This is a genomic window from Engelhardtia mirabilis, from assembly GCF_007748095.1.
In the GTDB taxonomy this organism is placed as follows: domain Bacteria; phylum Planctomycetota; class UBA1135; order UBA1135.
Genome location: NZ_CP036287.1, coordinates 1,698,151 through 1,715,508 on the forward strand (window position 1 = coordinate 1,698,151; position 17,358 = coordinate 1,715,508).

Genomic DNA, 17,358 nt, shown 5'->3' on the forward strand with positions numbered 1-17,358 from the left:
CTGGGCGGCTGGGCGGCATCGGGCTGTCTTGCGGCTCGACCGAAGCGCTGACGATCTTCGCGGGCAAGCGGATCAACCGCGGGCCGAGGTTTCGTGCCCTGCATCAGGGGCCTTCGCTAACCTCGACCGAGACGCGAAGCAGATCTACGGCTGGTGAATGGCCGAGGAGGTGTTCACCACGCGTGGATCAAGCATCCGGGAGAGAGGGCGTCTGCCGTCTTGAAGACCGAGGAACCGAGGCTCCGAGAGCGGTGGTCCGGGCCGTCGTCGTTGTTACTTGCGATCCGAGCAGTAGCTTCGCGGCTGCCGATGTCAGAAGACCGGGAGTCGAGCCATGAGCTGCTACTGGGCGTTCGATCTGTCGTGCGGAGCCACTACGTGTTGGTTCGAGTATCAGCTTCCCGCGACGTGGAACGGGGTCGAGCCGTTCACGTTCAGCTTCTGGATGTGGGTCGAAGACCCGACCCATGTGGCAGAGTCGATCTTCAGCATCGGCGATCGAAGGCCATCGAATGGTCGCCGAGTCTTCTCGCTCGCAGGGCACTACGGCAATGAACGCCTCTTCGGAGCCTTCACCGGCTTCGTCGCGGGGGCGGTAGAGCAAGCCCCGTGGATCGACCTGGTCGGTCGCACCTGCCGGTGGATCCACTTCGCGGTGACCTACGATGACAAGCAGAACGAGTTCCGGATCTACGTGGACGGCAAAGCCAGCGCGTCCTACGCACCCGTGGCCGCACCGCCAATGCCCGGCCCCGTCAGCTTCGGGGCTACGCCGTTCAAGGCGTTCTACACCCCGCAAACCAACGTCCACTCGATCACCGGTCTCATTGATGAGGTCCGCATGTGGGACGTCGCATTCGATGCCGATCGAATCGTCGCAAGCATGTACGGGCGTCTCGTCAACCCGCAGGACGAGAGGGGCCTCATCAGTTACGTCAACGTGCCGCCCGGCGTGGTGCAGGGAATCGGCGCACCCGTGCCCTCGCTGGAGGACCACGTCAGCGGCCAGAAGGTCTCGATCAAGCCCGGCGTACAGCTCATCCCTGCCTCGATCCCTGACGGCGGCGCGCTGCGGCTCGCGCTGGAGGGCGAGGCCGTGCTCTTTTCGGACCCTGACTTCCAAGGTCATTCCTGGCTCCTCGGTGGGAGTCCCGACCGATCCGACGCGCGCGGAGACCTCCGACACTGTTCACCACGCTCCATGCGAGTGGGGCCCAACACCGTCGTCACCCTCTTCAGCGAAGTCGGTGGTCAGGGGGTCACGCAGCAAGCCGTTGCTGACTTGCCGAACTTCGGCCATACCCGACTCATGGCAGCCGCCGATGTGTCGACTCCGTTGTCGGTCAGGATCGACTCGACTCGCGACAGGGTGTCGACGGCTCCGTGGGCCATAGGGACCAGCCAGGAAGGTGTCTACCTCTGCGCTTCGCTGCGAGACAGCCCCGGCCGCAATACGCTCGGATTGAAGCTCGCACTGACGACCACCTCGTGCATCTCGGCGAAGCCTTCGGCCGTCCGTAAGCCCCATGAAGGTCTCCTGGCGATCGAGCCCCTGGATCAGCCCCTCGATGATCCGCGCGAGACCGCCGTCGCCATCTACGCGCCGAGTCACGAGGGCCACGCGACGAGCATCGATGACTGGTTCGGGATCGGCTCGCCGGCGACACCCTTCGCCGCCGTCGAGGAGGGCGACGGCGGGAACTTCTCGCTCCGATGCCTCGATGACGGCCGCTGGCTGACCGTCGGCGACGACCGCTGCCGTCTTTCGAGCGATCGCGAGGCGAGGGGTCTGTTCCGGCGCGCGATCTGCGGAGCCGAGGACGAAGGCCAGGTCCCGGAGCTGCAGGTCGGAGACATCGCGTTCTATGCCGAGCCCGGCTATTGGGGCCGTGCCTGGGTCTTCCGCGAGGGCCAGCCCGACCTGGCCAAGCTCATCGAGGGCTTCGCGCCCCAGTCGATCCGCCTAGGGCCCAGCACGCTATTGACGCTGTCATCGCGGACCAACGATGCCTCTGGGAAGGGCACCGTCGACTTCCTCGTCGATGTCCCGGAACTGATCGCTTCCGACTTCGGCAAGGCGGCGCCCCAATCCTTCACTCGTCGGCGCATCGTCGCGCCGGGCGCGGTCGGACTGGAGTGGAGATCGGAGTTGAGCGAAGACCTGTGGCTGGTCGACGGGCGCGCCGAGCGCTACGCGGCCTACCGCACCAGCCTGCGCCTTCCGAAGAACGTCCACACGGTCTACGTCGGCGTGACCGAGGACGCCGTGCTCGCGATCGACGGACAGGCGCCCCTGTCCCTGACCGCGGGCGAGGCACTGAAGCCCGTCTCGGCCGGTGCGACGGGGCGCTTGATCATCTCGAGCGAGGCCACCGGGCTCGCGACGGCCGGTCTGGTGCTTCGCACCGACACCATGGCGCGCAACGCCGTCGTGACTCTCTTCCCGGCGACCGACGTGCACACCAGGCTCGCCACACTGTCGGACGGCGAGCTCTACGCTGCGGAGGTCCACGGCAAACGGATCCTGCGCGAAGGGGTCAGTGTCGAGGGTGCGGCGAATGCGCAGAACGCGATCAAGGCCATGATGCGCTCCGTCCGCTACACGGAGGAGAAGCTCGACGCGCAAGTCGACGGAGGACCGGTGTCGCGGCTGTCGTCGCCCGGGATGGCGCACTGCGAGTGCTGGGAGTGGAAGTGCTGCAGCGAGAGCATCACCCACGACTGCATGGAGAACGAGGGCTGGTCCATCGCCTTCGACGGTTCCGTGGGCCTGGGTGCTCGCGCGACGTCGACATCGACCTACGAGGTTTTGGCGAAGACGCAGGTGCAGGAAGGTGGTGGTTATTGGAAAGCTGAAACGGAAGGTCCGTTCTGGACCGAGGGACTCACCGCTGGCCACGGTGTCACGGAGTGGTGGAAGGCTGTGGTGAGCCACGCCGAGCAGGTCGTCCGAGTCGTCGTCCGAAAGGCGGTGGACCTGGTCGATCGACTCGAGGTCCAGATCCAGCTGATCGGGGATCGGGTCAAGAACTTCGTGATCGATACAGCCACCAAGGCAGCGGCAGTAGCCCAGGCGGTCCTCGCCAAGATCGCGAGCGACGTCGCGATGGTCGTCGATTGGCTGTCTTTCCTCTTCGATTGGCACGACATCCGCGTCGTCCAGGCGCGGCTCGCTCGGGACATCGACCGGACGCTGACTGGCTTCTCCGAGCTTATCCTCGCTCAGAAGCCCCGTTTCGAGAACGGCGTCGACCAGTTCTCCGACTACCTCGTCGGCATCGCGGAGGAGCTCAAGGGCTACTTCGCGACGAAGCCCATCGCTACGAACCGGCAGCTCGCTGCGTCCCGACGGCATCCGGCGGCGGAGGAGAAGGTTCACTGGTTCCTCGAGAAGTTCTCGAGTCCCTCGGTCTTGGCCTACGACACCGGTGTGGCGATCGGGATGGGCGGGCCTCCCGAAGCGGTTGCGCGTCTGATCCAGGGCATCGAGGCGCTGCTGGACGACGAGATCCAGAGCACACTGATCCGCTCCCAGCTCGGCCAGGCGCGGACCTACTTCTATGACGCCTTCAACAGCGACGCCAACATGGGGCTGGACATGGACCAGTTCATGGCGGGGATTGTCACAGTCCTCGAGATCGGCATCGAAGTTGCGCTGGACTTCGCGAAGGTGGTCGTCGGCTTGTTGTTCGAGCTCGTGGCGGACGCCGTCCTCTGGGTCCGCGAAGCGCTGGAGGCTCCGATCGACCTCGGCCCGGTCCATACGCTCTGGGATCTTGTCACTGCGGACAACGAGCTCGGCGAGCTGAAGCTCAATCTCCTGAACCTGATGACGCTGGGCGTCTCGATCCCCACGACAGTCATCTACAAGGCCATCTCGGGCAAGTCGCCCGCGAATGTGGCCGACTACGAGCCGTTGCAGAGCGGATCGCGGGCAGATGTGGCTGCGCCACTCGACGAGTTCCACGATCTCAAGCTCTTCAGTGCCATCGTCTCGAGCTGCTTCGCCATTGTCGGTGGAGAGCTCTCGCTGCTACTCGACGCAGAGTCGGCGTGCCAGATGGCCGCGAAGGTGAGCAAAGCTGCCGGGAAGAAGGTGGTCCTGATCGATCCGGGGCAGGAGAGCAAGCTGGCGACGATCGTCCCGAAGCGTCCTGCTGCATGGGCCGAAGGCTTCGACATGGCTGAGCAGACGGTCTCGAGGCTCGAGTGGATCGCTTGGGGCTGCGACTTCGGTGGCCAGGTCTTCGGTTGGCCGGGCGGATTCCCCTTGGCCAAGCCGATCAACGGCGAGTTCTTCCCTGTTGACGATCAGCCCGAGCTTCTCGCCGACGTCCTGTGGTTCAGCGAGTGGGGCCTCCTCGTGCTGAATGCAGTCGCGATCAAGTGGGACGTGATGGGCAGGCTCCTGTCCAAGAGACAGCTGCGGCGGAAAGACGACGTCTGCCTCGTCGCAGACAATGTCCTGGCGTTGCTCCATCTCGGGCTGGCCCTTGCCGTCTGGCACTCAGAGGCGAATCACAAGGACCCGTGGTATCTCGAGCACGTGCTTCTTCCCAAGAGCATCGCGACCGTTGCGGGCCTGGTGCCTGACGTCCTGGCCTTCCTTCAGTTGCCAGTGCTCACGATCGATTCCGAGGGGGTGACGCTCGCCGCCTACCTCGCGCTCGAGGCGATCGCTACCGATTTCCAGGTCGGGCTCTCGATGTACATGGGGATCGCCGGGCTGATCGATACGCCGGCTGGTGCGAACTTCAGCGCCTCGACGACGAGTGGGCTCGCTGGCACCAAGGTGTCTTTCACCGACCGATCGACAGGGCCGGTCTCCAGTTGGAGCTGGGAGTTCGTCGACGGCGCCGGTACCCAATCGCAACGCCCGAATCCGGAGTACACCTACCTGAGGCCAGGCGTCTACACCGTCACCCTCACCGTGACTCCTCCGGGGACCGACAGCGTGATGGCGAAACAGCGCTACATAACGATCACCGGTCGGAGTGGATGAGTTGACCTCGAGCCGAGGTCGTCCAGGCCGGGCGAGCCTCGGGTCAGCCGAGGGGCTGCGAGCGCGACCGAGCTCGGCCCGGTGGAGTCGAGCTGGTGGGGCGGTGCTTTTGCGGCCGTGCTTTGGCGGCCGTGGGGGAGTCCTGATGCGTGGGTTCATGGTGCATCGATTCCGCCCGCGGTCGTGCTTCAGGTCGTGACAACGACCAGGGATCGCCCGTCACCTGAATGCCGTCTTGCTCCCTACGCTCCGCGGGATCTCGATCTGTGTCTGCTTCGCTCTGCTCGGCTGTCAGGCCCCGCACACGGCCGGCCCGAGCTCCGTCCACTCAGCGTCCGAGAGCTACCTCGACTACTCCGACCGCGACGACCGCCTGAACGGCGGCGTCAGGATGGTCCCGATCGAGAAGCCGAAGGGCAGCTTCGAGGTCTGGAACAAGCGCGTGGGCAATGCTCCGAAGATCAAGGTGCTTCTGCTCCACGGCGGTCCCGGGCTGACCCAGGAGTATCTCGAGGCCTTCGACAGCTTCCTGCCCGCCGCCGGCGTCGTGTACTACTACTACGACCAGCTCGGGTCTTACTACAGCGATCAACCCGACGAACCGGAGCTGCGGGAGCTGCCTCGCTTCGTCGACGAGGTCGAGCAGGTGCGCCAGACGCGCGGCCTCGACGCGGACGAGTTCTACCTCTACCGCCATTCCTGGGGCGGAATGCTGGCGATCGAGTACGCGCTCCGGCGTCAAGACCATCTGAAGGGCTTGATCGTCTCGAACATGATGTCCAGCATTCCGGCCTACAACGAGTACGCCGAGAGGTTCTTCAAGGAGACGATGGATCCAGAGGTTCTCGCAGCGCTCCAGGCCTTCGAGTCCGCGCAGGACTACGAGAACCCGCGCTACATGGAGTTGCTGTACGAGCACCACTACGTGGAGCACTTCCTCCGTGTGCCCCTGGAGCAGTGGCCGGAGCCGGTCAACCGCGGGTTCGATCACCTGAACGCCGATATCTACGTGCCTATGCAGGGCCCCAGGGAGTTGGGGGCGAGCGGCAAGTTGGCCACCTGGGACCGCGCCGCCGACCTCGACCGGATCACGGTGCCGACCCTGGTGATCGTCGCCCGTCACGACAACATGGATCCCGTGTACCTGGAGTGGATGGCCCAGACCGTTCAGAGGGGGCGCTTCCTCTTCTGCCCCGACGGCAGTCGTTGCGCCCTCTACGACGACCAGCAGGTCTACATGGACGGCCTGATCCGCTTCCTCCAGGACGTGGACGCCGGCGCGACTGCGCTAGCCGTCACCTAGGCTGCGACGGAGCCCCCGTTCGTGGTTCGAGATGCGGCCGCACTCGTGCGGTGAGTGCTCAGGGCGCATCCCTGGAGAACTCGCCGAGGGTGCTCTTTCCAGCCAGGCCGCCGAAGGCTCGCAAGCTTGATCTGGCGCGAGAGCAGCGCTGTTCGTGGGCAGGCCTCGAGTTCGGTAGGAGCGCGCCCGGTCCAGTCATTCCACCGTTAGAGCACTCCGACGATTCTGGAGTCCTCAGTGCCGACGTGACTCGTGATCGCTCCCGAGGTATCGCTCGGTGGTGGGCCGACTCCATCGGCGCATCGCCGGCGATTCGCCTGCGCGAACCCGGGGGCAGCCGGGGTCAAAGGCTGCCCTGAATCAACTCGCGGCCAGCGCTGGAGAGCCCTGGGGCGTGCACGCGCGGGGTGTAGGGCTCCTGGTGACCCCGGCGCAGCGGGCCGACGCAGAGGGGCCGAGGCCCGCAGATCGGTCCTAGGGCAGCATGGCCCTTCCAGTCGGCGGATCCTCGACACCCGAGGAGTCGTTCGCTCGCTAGGATGCGAAGCTTCTGGGACACAGGGTCTTACAGGTGACACCGATCGCGGGCAACGGCCGACACCAGTTGGTGACCGAGTTGATCAAGACTGAACAGCGATCGGGGCAGCACCGGCGACTCCCGATGACGGCGCTGAGCCGGCGGCCGCGATACGAAGCGTGCAGAGTGCCGCATGTCCACCATCGGACCTGAGGAGCCCGAGGCTGACGCGCTCTCCGGCGCTCCGGACACGAACGAAGTCGTGCGTGAGATTCGAGCGGGCGACGAGCAGCGCTTCGACGAGCTCTATCGGCGCGTAGCGCCAGCACTCTACGCTTGGCTGAAGCTTCGACTCGGCGCGCAGGTCCGGCGCCAGGTCGATCCGGAAGACGTGTTGCAGGAGATCTGGTTGCGCGCCCTGCGCGCCTTCCCGCGCTTCGATCCCGAGCGAGCCTCGTTTCGTGGCTGGATCTTCCAGGTCATGAAGTACGAGCTGCTGGACACCTTTCGAAGCTCCGCGGGGGCGGCGGCCCAGAGTCTGCGGGGCGGGCATACGGAGGCCGGGTCGAGCGGTGGAGGGGGTGGCTTCGCGCGTCTGTCCGAGGTTCCCGACCCGGTCACTTCGTTCACCCGTCGGATCGCGCGCGACGAGGGTATGGCCAGTCTGGTCGAACACCTCGCCGGCCTCCCGGAAGAGGAGCGCGCGCTGGTGGTGCACTGCGGACTCGAGGGCCGCCCGGCGTCGGAGGTCGCCGTGGTGCTCGGCTTGAGCCACGAGGCGGCCCGCAAGCGCTGGCTACGACTGCGCGACAGCCTGCGAGAACGCGCCTGGGCTCGCGAGCTGCTCGCGGACGCCGGCTGAGCCTCAAGGTGGGGCTTGGAGTGTCAGCGCTACGCACTTGGCGCGCGCGACCGCTGCCGGGTCCGTTGGCCACAGGCGGGCGGTACCGTCGGCGGAAGCCGTGAGGAAGCACGTGCCGTCGGGTGAGAAGGCGGCGCTCATGACCGGGCCGGAGTGGCCCTTCACGGACGCCCAGGCCGACATATCTTCGGTCGTCCACAGCAGCGTCGACCCGTCCGTGGCAGCCGTGAGCACCAGCGCCCGATCCGGCGACGTGTCGAGCGCCAGCATGCGGCCCATCACGGTGGGAAAGACCTGGGTGAACTGGAACGTGTCCAGGCTCAACGCCTGGATCGAAGAGGACCACTTCGCCATGCACGCGATCCGTTGCCCCTCGTCGAGCCAGCGCAGGCGCCCGAATCGGGTCACGGGCCCGATGCTGCGCTCGAGGTCACCCCCGGGCAGTCGGTACTGGCGGACGCAGCCGTCCTGGGAGGCGGCCACCAGGCTCCTCCCGTCCGGATGGAAGAGGACGGAATCGACGTTGCGTTCGGTTTCATAGGCCGTCGGCAGCCACTCGCTCAGCACGTTCAGACAGGCGCCCGTGGCGAGGTCCCAGACGCGCGCGGAGCGGTCCGCCGCGCCGGTCGCTACCCACGCGCCGTCGGGCGAGACGTCGAGGCAGCGGAGCTCGGCTGCGTGCCCGCGGAAGACGAGCCGGCCCGCTCCACCTAGGTCGAACCGAAACAGGTCCGCGCCTGAGGACACCAGGAATCCAGCGCTGTAACTCAGCATGGCAAGCAGCGCAACCGGTTCGTCGCCGACGGCCAAGTCCCATGCGCACCGACCGCTGTCCACGTCGAACTTCCGACAGCGCCCCGCCTTGGATCCGGTCAACAGGTGCCGCTCGTCGTACCAAGCAAGCTGGAGCACCGCGTCCGGCCCGGCCTCCAGACGTGCGAGCAGACTGCCCGAGCGAGCGTCGTGAACCAGGGTCACTCCGTCGGTGTCCGCCGTCGCCACACGCGCGCCGCCAGGCGAGAAGGCGGCTGCCACGATGGGGGCGGCGTGCCCGGTCAGCCGCGGCATCCCGACGTTGCCCTCGGGCTGGATGACCGACAGGCTCCACTTGTAGCGCACGAAGAGCTGCCCTGAGGCCGACCAGCGGACGCCATTCACGATGCCTTCATTGGCCCGAATGCAGGCGAGCTCCCGTCCGTCGGTGCTGTCCCAGACGCGTGCCGTCCCGTCGTAGCAGCCGGTGGCGATGCGCTGCCCGTCCGCGGTCCAGTCGATGCTGGAGACGGCCCGCGACTCGTGGCCCGAGAGCTCGAATCGCAGGCTGCCATCGGCCAGGTCGAAGACCCGCGCACCCCCGGACTCGGAGAAGCCCGGCTCGCCGGGATCGAAAGCCGTGGCCAGCTCCTTCCCGTCGGGACGGAAGGCGAGATCCTTCACGCTGCCGGGGTGCTGGAACAGGTACTTGCAGCGCCCCGCGGGGAGCTCCCAGACGCGAACCGTCGCGTCGTCGGAAGCGCTCGCGAGCAGCGTTCCGTCGGCAGAGAAGCGCGCCATCGTCACCCGCGCCTGATGCCCCTCGAGGGTTGCGGCGAGCCGCCGGCCGGGGACGTCCCAGAGCCTTACGGTGGGGTCCGGGCGGTCGGGAAGATCGCGTAGCTCCTTGACCCAACTCGCCAGCCAGCTTCCATCCGGTGAGAAGGCGAGCCCGCAGGGCGGACCGAGGGAACCCGCGAGTGTGCCGACCTGCCTGTCGGTCTCCGTGTCCCACAGGTGCACGAGGTCGTCGTCGCGGCCGCAGGCGAGCAACGAGCCGTCTGGCGAGAAGGCGACCGATCGCACCGCTCCCTCGCCGGCCGCGAGGACGCGCGCCTCGTACCCGTCGCGTCGGTCGTACAGCAGCGTGCGACCGTCGATGAGTCCGATCGCGACCTGCGTCGCCCCGTTCGTGACGTCGACGGCTTGGGAATGACCCGGCAGGGTGAGATCGAGGGCGGGACGTCCCCCGGGCAGATCGATCACGAGTAGGCGATTGCCTCGGTCACCGAACATGGCCATGGAGCCGCCATCGGGGCTGAATGCGGCCGCGTTGGCGACGTCCGGAATGAGGATCCGCCGTTCGACCTGCAGGTCTGCGAGGGCGCGAAAGAGGGCCGCACGGCTGTGAACCCCAGGCTCGAGATCGTGGGATGCGAGCGCCTGCTCGAGTGCCCCCACGGGGTCGCGCTCGAGCGAGGTGAGCGCCGCCGCGGCCAAGTTGCGACTCTCGGCGAGGCGCAGCGCAGCCTGCGTCTTCGCGCTCTCGAGCGAGAGCCCGGCGAGCGCGGCGGAGAGTCCGATAGCGGCCAGGGTCAGCAGCAGGACCGTCATCGCGGCGACCGGGTTGCGTTGCGTCCAGCGCCGCGAGCGCAGGAGCAGGCTCGATGGGCGGGCGTGGATCGGTCGCCGCTCGCGTACGCGCGCCAGGTCCTCGGCCAGGTCGAGGGCCGTCGCGTAGCGCCGGCGCACGTCCTTCTCCATGGCCGCGGCCAGGACCACCTCGAGTTCCGAGGGCAGGCTCGGGTTGTAGCGCGAAGCGCGTGGCAGGGGATCCTCGCGAATGGACCGCTCGAGCTGGAGCTGGCTCGGCGCGTCGAAGGGACGCCGCCCCGTCAGGCATTCGAACAGCGTCACGCCGAGCGAGAACACGTCGGTGCGACGATCGAGCGCCTCGGGCAGCTCCAGGAACTGCTCGGGCGACATGTAGGCGGGCGTGCCGAACAACTCGCCGGTGCGGGTCACGTGGTGCCCGCCGTCGTCGAGCGGGCGCGCGAGACCGAAGTCCAGCAGCACGGGTCGCCCACCATCGCCGCAGACGATGTTGGCCGGCTTGACGTCTCGGTGGAGGATGCCGGTTTCGTGTGCCGCGTGCAGGGCTCGGGCAGCGGCCTCGAAGAAGGCGAGCAGCCGTTCGAGCTCCTCGCGCTCGGTCGGCGTGCACTCGATAGAGCCCGAGGGGGCTCGGCCGCTGGGCCCGTCTCCCGTGAGCAGCTTCTCCAGCGTGGGGCCGGCCACGTACCGCATGGCCACGAACGGCGGGTCGTGGTCGAGGTGTGCCCGGTAGACGGCGCAGATGCCGGGGTGATCGAGGCCGGCGAGGATCCCGACTTCTCGCTCGAACCGGGCCCGCTGGGTCGCCGTCGGCCGCCCGAAGGTCGTGCGCACGACCTTGAGCGCGACCGGACGGGCGAGGTCGAGGTCCTCGGCCAGGAAGACGGTGCCCTGGCCCCCGTGACCCAGCTCGCGCAGGACTCGGTAGCCCGGCAGGTCGGGCAGCGGGATCGGGCTCGCGGCCGTGCCCGTCGACCGGGCCCGCAGGGCCTCGAACTCGCGCGCGACCAGCTCCTCGTGCCCCGGGAAGCGCCGGGTGTAGTGCTCGAGCTCCCTCGTCGAGCCCCGCTCGACGTCGGCCACGTAAAGCTCGAGGAAGTCCACCAAGCAAGCGGCTCGAGCGAGTTCGTCGTGGTCCATGGCGCTCGCCGGATGGGGAGGCCGGTAGGAGCGCCTCGATGCTATCCGGTCCCCGGCGGCTGTCCAGGGGGGAGGGCGCGGCCGGACGGGCGCCCTGGGGGGTGGCTTCGGGGCGCGCCGGAGGTGGGGGGCGAGGGCCTGCGAACAACCCGGAGATTCCTGTCCCACTGGTCCGCGCGCTTACGACCAGTCGTCTGTACGCCCCGGCCGACAACCCCCGATTCAGCCCACCAACATGCGTGGGACAGGAGTTCTCCCCATGAAGATCATCGCCCTGCTCACCTGCCTCCTCGTCCTGCAGGTTCCCGACGCGATCGCCCAGGCGAGCGATCGTTCCATCGAAGCTGTTCAGTTCCTGCCGGGATCGACGCCGGGAGAGGTCTTGGTCGAAGTTACCGTTGGGCTCGATTCTTCCGATGCAGGTCAGCCCAAGGACCTGAGTTTCGTGCTCGACGTCTCAGTGCCAGGCATTCCGGCTTGGTCGGGACTTGTCGCTGCCTCTGACATCGAGAACAACTGCAGTTCGTTCCAGTGCGAAGCGTTGCTTTGCAAGTACTTCACTGTTGGGTCGGGCACCGGTGCCATCGTCGACGCTCCATGCACGCCTCTCGTTGTTGGAGGGTCCGATTGTGGCTGCCTGGGGAAATTCAGCGCGGGCCTCAGTACGAGCATGCAACCCGGTTCGTCCGTGACCGTGCAGGTCATCGCAGCGCCGTTCTCCGAGCCGGACACGGACAGCTCAAACGACGTCTTCACGCTGCCCTTCGACAAGTGGTTCGGCCTCGAGGCCCTCTCGACCGACAGAATCACGGTTCCCCTTACCACTGGCGGTCCCCAGGTCCTGTACCTGGACGCCGGCGCCGCCCACGCCGGTGAGATCTACCTCGTGATCGGATCGGCCAGCGGGACGAGCCCCGGGGTCGTCTTCGGCAACGCGACGATCCCGCTCAACTTCGACGCCTACCTGCAGACGACCCTGCAATCGATCAACACGCCCGTCTTCGCCGGCACCTTCGGGATCCTGGACGGCACCGGCCAGGCGTCCTGCTCGATCAACGTCCCGGCCGGCCTCTCGCCGAGCCTCGCCGGCCTCGGGCTGCACCACGCTGGCCTCACCTTCGACTTCAACGGAGCGCTGAAGTTCGCCAGCAACCCCGTTCCGCTGACGCTGACCGGTTCCTGAGCGGCCAGCCTTCGGGCGACCTGCGGCACTCCGTCTCTTCCGAGGCGGAGTGCTTCCCGTTCGGGCTGGGTCGATCGACGGCACCGACCACGACTTGGGCGGGTGCTTCTGCGGTCGCCGCTCAGGCGCCTGAGCAATCTGGCGGTCTTCTGTCCCGGTCGTCCGCGCGACCGCGAATGACCTCTTGGAAGCACTCTCCGATCCTTCAACCCAGGCCGCGATCGACGCGGCACGGAAGACCTCGCCATGAAGACCATCATTCGCCTTGCGGCTCTCCTCGCCACCTCGACCCTGTTGCTCGGCAACGCGCAAGCAGTTCAAAGTTGTGAGCCGGCGCTGATTGTCTCGGCGATTCCGACCGGGAACTGCTGCTTCGACTTCGCCCTTTCGCAATCCTGTGGCGGCGGCGGCGACTTCGTCACCATCACCGCCACGGTCTTGACGCCGGGTGCCAACCTGACGGCGGCCAGCAACTCCTGGGTGCCGGCGCCGACCTTCGGCAGCAAGCAGGCCAGTTGGACCATGGAGTCGGACTTCGGTCCAGTGGCAGGCAAGACCGTGTCGGCCTGCTTCCAGTGGAGCGCGTCCAACAAGATCCTGGTCCGCTTCCAAGCTCTGGGCAATGGCGGCGGCGTCTGGTACTTCGGCACCTTCGATGTCGAGCTGACCCTGCCGCTCTCGTGCCACTTCCTCTCGACCATGGAGATCAGCGGGCTCCCCTGCGCCAACTACCTGGGCACCCCGATGGAGGTCTCGGGCAAGGGCACGACCGAATCCGGCAGCGGAACTTTCGAGGTCGTGCTCGATGGCGCACCGGCTTTCAGCCCTGCCTTCATGATGCTCGGCACGACGGACCAGTGGCTGGGCCTGCCCCTGCCCCTCGAGCTGACGGCGTTCGCCGGACCCGCCTTCCAGGGCTGCACGCTCTACCAGAGCGCGATCCTGATCACGCCCACGGTGAGCGACGCGAGCGGCCACGCCGCCCTGTCGATTCCTATCCCCGCGGATCCGAACCTCATCGGCAAGTCGGTCGGCGCCCAATGGCTGGGCTTCGACCTCGCGAGCCAACTGCCCGGAATGAGTGCCTTGGGCACGATCCTGATCGGCGCGCCGCAGCCCTGAGTGGCGCAGTGCGGCCGCGCGATGGTGCGGACCGCGGATCTGCTGAACGTCGGGCTGCCGGACGTGCCGGACTACGGATCACCGTGGGTCGGCATCGGGGTCGTCTTCGACCTCTCGATCCCCAACTCGACCTCGCTGATCGGCCTGACCGTCTTCCTCCAGGGGGCCTTCGTCGGTCTCGGCTCCGCCTCCATGCCGTCCCCCTGCACGGGCGGCAAGGCGCTGCGGTTCGAGGGCCGTTGACGCTGGTGAGAGTCCGTGCCCACTCGACGGGGCGCTGGTACCGACCTCGGGCCGGCCGGGGCACCCTGGGGCCCCATCCTCACTCGGCTCAACTCGCCGGCGCCCGCGATCCGAGCCAGCGGTGGCTGAGCAGCCAGGGCGCTGCGCCGCGCGGCGATGGTGGACTCACGGGGTCAAGCACACGAGACCGTTCGAGGCCGCGACGCCGGCTGGCGCGGCGGGGTCCAGGATCCAGGCCTGGGACCACAGCGGCACGAGATCGGGAAGGCCGGCCGGCCAGGTGGCCGCGACCACATGCTCGCCCGCGGCACTGGTGATGAAGGGCCCGAGGAGCAGCTCGGGTGCGGGCACCAGGGTGCCACCGAACAGTGGGATGTTGGAGGCGTTGAAGCCGAGTACGAAGAAGGCCGGCGCACCCGGGCGGGCCGACGAGAGCGTGATGGAGACCGGGTCGTTGCCCAGCAGCAGTCCGGTCCCCGTGAGGACCGGCGTGCCCGACGTGCCGGCCAGGCCCGCGCCGACGTCCTTCCAGGTCCCCACCACGGTCAGGCGGCAACCGAGGTCGGAGTCCGGGTCGGTGTTGTCGAACCAGAGCGAATCGTGGTTGCCGAGGAACAGGTACGCGGCGCCGACGGGGATCTCGACGATCGCGCTGGGCTGGATCGCGCTGGTGATGCGGAAGTCCTCGGGGATGTCTGTGGGCTCGGCCCCCGTCCACGTGGGTGACGAGAGGAACTCGGGACCGGCGTCGATGGCGCCTGGCACGCGCTGAACGAGCTCCGGTCCGAGCAGCGTCGCGTCGGACGAGAAGAGCCCGATCAGGCTCAGGATCGTGTCGCCCGCGGCGCCGTTGTCCATATCGCCAAAGCCCGCCATGAGCAGCGACTGCCCGGGCAAGGCCCCCAGCGCCGACAGGGCGACCGAAGTCGCAGGTGCGGCCGAATCGGTCGCGTGGACGTGCAGGTAGCAATCCTGGGGGCCCAGCGGGACGTCGATGGACTGGGCCCGGGCGCGATCGGAGAGCGCGAGTGCCGAGGCCAGCAGCAGCGACCCCGTGGCAAGGGGACGGAGGGGGAGGTTCAGGCTGAGGCTGGAGGTGCGGTCGAGAAGTCGCATGGCAGTCGTGGAGGTGGTTCGCGAAGTCGTTGAAGGCATGTCCCTCACCGGCCTGATGCCGATGAGGGACCCCGCAGGGGGCGGTGGCGGGCCTGGGTCAGGGGACCAGCTGGACCGCCACCGCGTCGGTGGTCGCCGAGACCACGAAGGCCGTGAAGTCGAGCACCACCGCGGCGTGGTTGGCGGTCAGTCCCGCCAGGGAGGGATCGAGGCCCGCAGCGAGCGTCAGGGCGCAGGACGCCGAGCCGTCGCCGTCAAGCAGTCCGGTGGTGCCGCTGAGGCCAAAGGCGGCCGGCGCGGTCAGCGTCCCGATCGTGTAGGCGTCGGGGTTCAGGGGCAGCGTGAGTCCATCGAGCACCAGACCCGGCTGGGTTCCGCTCAGGCTCCCGAGCAGGACGTAGGTGTCGCCGGCGTAAGCGGCACCGAGCAGCAGGCTCAGCTCCTGAACGCCGCCCACGGCGGTCGAGATCGACGACCAACTGGCCGCGGTCCACTCGGACTCGAGGGCATTGCTGCGCTGGTAGAGGGTGGCGAAGGGGAAGGCGCCCACGTCGGCCCGCGAGCCGTCGGGGTCGAGAGCTGTCGGGTCGCCGGCGTCGATGCACGGCGACGTCGCGCGCAGGTGCAGATCGGCCGAGTCGAGGGCGTCCGCGAACTGCGGGTCGGCGTCGAAGTTGCCGATCCCGGCCGCGCCGCCGGCCACATCGGACCAGGTCACGACGGGGTCGACGCCGAGCTGGTCGGGCAGGTTGTCGCGCACGATCGAGTTGCGCACCACCGCCGCGCCCCAGATGCCGCCGGCCTCGGCCTTGTTGGCGGAGGCGCTGTTACCGACGATCGTGCAGCCCTCGATGGTCGTGCCCGACGTGGCCCAGACGCCGCCGGCGTAGCTGCCGAAGACGTTCCCGAAGCCGACGTTCTCGACGATCAGGCAGCCCTTCAGCAGCACCTGGGCGCTCGAGTGCACGGCGACGCCCGCGCCCTTGGCCGGATCACCGAAGACGATGCGGTTGCTCGCGATCACGCAGTCGACGATCGACGCGCTGCCGCCGGTCAGGTAGAGGCCGCCGCCCTGGGCCGAGGAGGCGGTGTTGTCCGCCACGATGCACTCGGTCATCTGCGGCGCGCCGTAGACGCCGCCGCCGTGGGTCAGGGACGCGGAGTTCTGCAGGATCGAGCAGCGCGTGAGGATCGGGTTGCCCGAGATCCCCCCGCCGAACTTGCCGCCGTTGCCGCGCACGATGCAGTCCTCGACGGTGGGTGTGGCCCCACCGGCGTTGATGCCGCCGGCGCCGAGCGAGGCGAAGCCGCCGGTGACGGTGAATCCCGCGAGGCGCGCGTCCGTGCCCTGGCCGGGCTGGAAGCGGACGACCGGTCCGGCCCCGCCCCCGTCCAGGGTGGTCGCCGCGGCGCCGCCCAGGCCGAGGACCTCGATGGCCTTGCCGGAGAAGTCGATCTGCCCGGTGTAGACGCCGGGCTGGACCAGGACGCGGTCGCCGGGGGAGGCGGCGTCGATCGCGGCCTGGACGCTCTGACCGGGAACCACCAGGAGGTCGGCGGCGCCGGCCAGGCCGTGCAGCGCGGCGGCGGCGGTGAGGGTCAGCAGGGCGGGGGTGAGCTTCATGGGAGGGGTCTCCGATCGAGTTGGCGGTTGCCCGACGCCCCTGAGGGGCGCAGACCGGGCACTCAGTAGGAGGCACGGATCAAGATCTCGGTACATGACAATCCTGATATCTCGTCTTTCCGCCAGTTGCCCGCTCGATGGGTGCGAGCGTCCGCTCGGCGGGACCGACGCCATCCAACTCGCTGGCGCGTGGCGACCGACTACATGGACTCCTGGGGTGTCCGGGTCGAAGACGCGAACCAGATCCTGGTGTGCCGTGGAGTCGACGATCCGCTCGACTTCTCTGACCATGCGTTCGTCCGTATCGACGTGGACGAAAGGGGGGGGCTCGGCGAGACGGTTCTCTGTCGGCAAGGCCATCTCCTTCCCGGTCAGGCGGAGATCGTCAACGACGTCAAGTTCAGCCCGGCGGCAAACGCCTTCGACGAGGGCGGCGAAGTTCACTTGCCCGTGGACCGGGAGGGATCGTCCGCTGATGCCCCTCTGCCGGAACTGGGTCCGATCGGACAGCCGCACGCTCCATCGCCGGGTCTGCTTCGCCACTGGTATGACCTCGGCCGCGACAAGGTCGCACTGATCGTCGTGACGACACCCTCCGCTACGGAAGGCTCGACGTCATGACGGTCGCGGTCCTCGCGAAGAACGGCGGGCTCTTCGCCGGAGAGGCACCTTCCTGGGGGGGGCTGATCGCCGCGCCGCCGACGGCCGTTGGGGCGGATCTCGACCGTGGTCTGCGCCAGGGCGAGACCGGGATCGACGAGCGTGGGTGGGGTGGACGGTCGAAGCCGCTCGACCGAGCGCCTGGCTCCCCCCTCGGTCGCGACTCCCACCCGATCAGGGAGCTCCCAGGGCAGCCCCGTGGGAGCCGGTATCGTGCTT

10 protein-coding genes are annotated in these 17,358 nt (G+C 68.0%); 7 read left to right on the forward strand and 3 right to left on the reverse strand.

Going from position 1 to position 17,358, the window contains the following annotated elements:
* The first annotated feature begins 334 nt into the window (after positions 1–334).
* From Pla133_RS06080 to Pla133_RS06090, 3 genes are all read left to right on the forward strand, one after another.
* Entirely contained in the window at positions 335–5,002 is a 4,668-nt protein-coding gene (locus tag Pla133_RS06080) for a LamG-like jellyroll fold domain-containing protein (protein WP_145168296.1), read from the forward strand.
* 235 nt (positions 5,003–5,237) lie between these two features.
* Positions 5,238–6,305: a proline iminopeptidase-family hydrolase gene (locus tag Pla133_RS06085; protein WP_419192178.1), complete on the forward strand. Its 1,068-nt coding sequence runs from the start codon at positions 5,238–5,240 to the stop codon at positions 6,303–6,305.
* A 710-nt stretch (positions 6,306–7,015) separates the two neighbouring features.
* Positions 7,016–7,684: an RNA polymerase sigma factor gene (locus tag Pla133_RS06090; protein ID WP_145063524.1), complete on the forward strand. Its 669-nt coding sequence runs from the start codon at positions 7,016–7,018 to the stop codon at positions 7,682–7,684.
* A gap of 3 nt (positions 7,685–7,687) precedes the next feature.
* Here the strand turns inward: Pla133_RS06090 and Pla133_RS06095 are convergent, their stop codons facing one another.
* Positions 7,688–11,191, reverse strand: coding sequence for a serine/threonine-protein kinase (locus tag Pla133_RS06095; protein WP_145063526.1), 3,504 nt, complete (start codon positions 11,189–11,191; stop codon positions 7,688–7,690).
* A 259-nt stretch (positions 11,192–11,450) separates the two neighbouring features.
* On the opposite strand from Pla133_RS06095, the gene Pla133_RS06100 reads away from it, so the two are divergent.
* The 3 genes from Pla133_RS06100 (at position 11,451) to Pla133_RS06110 (ending at position 13,739) form a co-directional block, all read left to right on the forward strand.
* Complete coding sequence (locus Pla133_RS06100) at positions 11,451–12,374, forward strand: hypothetical protein (protein WP_145063528.1); 924 nt, start codon at positions 11,451–11,453, stop codon at positions 12,372–12,374.
* A 246-nt stretch (positions 12,375–12,620) separates the two neighbouring features.
* Positions 12,621–13,496 (forward strand): hypothetical protein, encoded by an 876-nt coding sequence (locus Pla133_RS06105; RefSeq protein ID WP_145063530.1) that lies wholly within the window; start codon positions 12,621–12,623, stop codon positions 13,494–13,496.
* A gap of 21 nt (positions 13,497–13,517) precedes the next feature.
* Positions 13,518–13,739, forward strand: coding sequence for a hypothetical protein (locus Pla133_RS06110; RefSeq protein ID WP_145063532.1), 222 nt, complete (start codon positions 13,518–13,520; stop codon positions 13,737–13,739).
* 165 nt (positions 13,740–13,904) lie between these two features.
* Here the strand turns inward: Pla133_RS06110 and Pla133_RS06115 are convergent, their stop codons facing one another.
* Together Pla133_RS06115 and Pla133_RS06120 are read right to left on the reverse strand one after the other, a co-directional pair.
* Positions 13,905–14,855, reverse strand: coding sequence for a hypothetical protein (locus tag Pla133_RS06115; RefSeq protein WP_145063534.1), 951 nt, complete (start codon positions 14,853–14,855; stop codon positions 13,905–13,907).
* A gap of 97 nt (positions 14,856–14,952) precedes the next feature.
* Positions 14,953–16,479, reverse strand: coding sequence for a right-handed parallel beta-helix repeat-containing protein (locus Pla133_RS06120; RefSeq protein WP_145063536.1), 1,527 nt, complete (start codon positions 16,477–16,479; stop codon positions 14,953–14,955).
* A gap of 189 nt (positions 16,480–16,668) precedes the next feature.
* Between Pla133_RS06120 and Pla133_RS06125 the strand changes: the two genes are divergently transcribed.
* Positions 16,669–17,100: a hypothetical protein gene (locus Pla133_RS06125; protein WP_145063538.1), complete on the forward strand. Its 432-nt coding sequence runs from the start codon at positions 16,669–16,671 to the stop codon at positions 17,098–17,100.
* The last annotated feature ends 258 nt before the right edge of the window (positions 17,101–17,358 follow it).

What these genes read in the sequence shown, in the direction of transcription:
- Pla133_RS06080 (WP_145168296.1), top strand. Translation starts at nt 335, where the DNA reads ATGAGCTGCTACTGGGCGTTCGATCTGTCGTGCGGAGCCACTACGTGT.
- Pla133_RS06090 (WP_145063524.1), top strand. Translation starts at nt 7,016, where the DNA reads ATGTCCACCATCGGACCTGAGGAGCCCGAGGCTGACGCGCTCTCCGGC.
- Pla133_RS06095 (WP_145063526.1), bottom strand. Translation starts at nt 11,191, where the DNA reads ATGGACCACGACGAACTCGCTCGAGCCGCTTGCTTGGTGGACTTCCTC.
- Pla133_RS06100 (WP_145063528.1), top strand. Translation starts at nt 11,451, where the DNA reads ATGAAGATCATCGCCCTGCTCACCTGCCTCCTCGTCCTGCAGGTTCCC.
- Pla133_RS06105 (WP_145063530.1), top strand. Translation starts at nt 12,621, where the DNA reads ATGAAGACCATCATTCGCCTTGCGGCTCTCCTCGCCACCTCGACCCTG.
- Pla133_RS06110 (WP_145063532.1), top strand. Translation starts at nt 13,518, where the DNA reads ATGGTGCGGACCGCGGATCTGCTGAACGTCGGGCTGCCGGACGTGCCG.
- Pla133_RS06115 (WP_145063534.1), bottom strand. Translation starts at nt 14,855, where the DNA reads ATGCGACTTCTCGACCGCACCTCCAGCCTCAGCCTGAACCTCCCCCTC.
- Pla133_RS06120 (WP_145063536.1), bottom strand. Translation starts at nt 16,479, where the DNA reads ATGAAGCTCACCCCCGCCCTGCTGACCCTCACCGCCGCCGCCGCGCTG.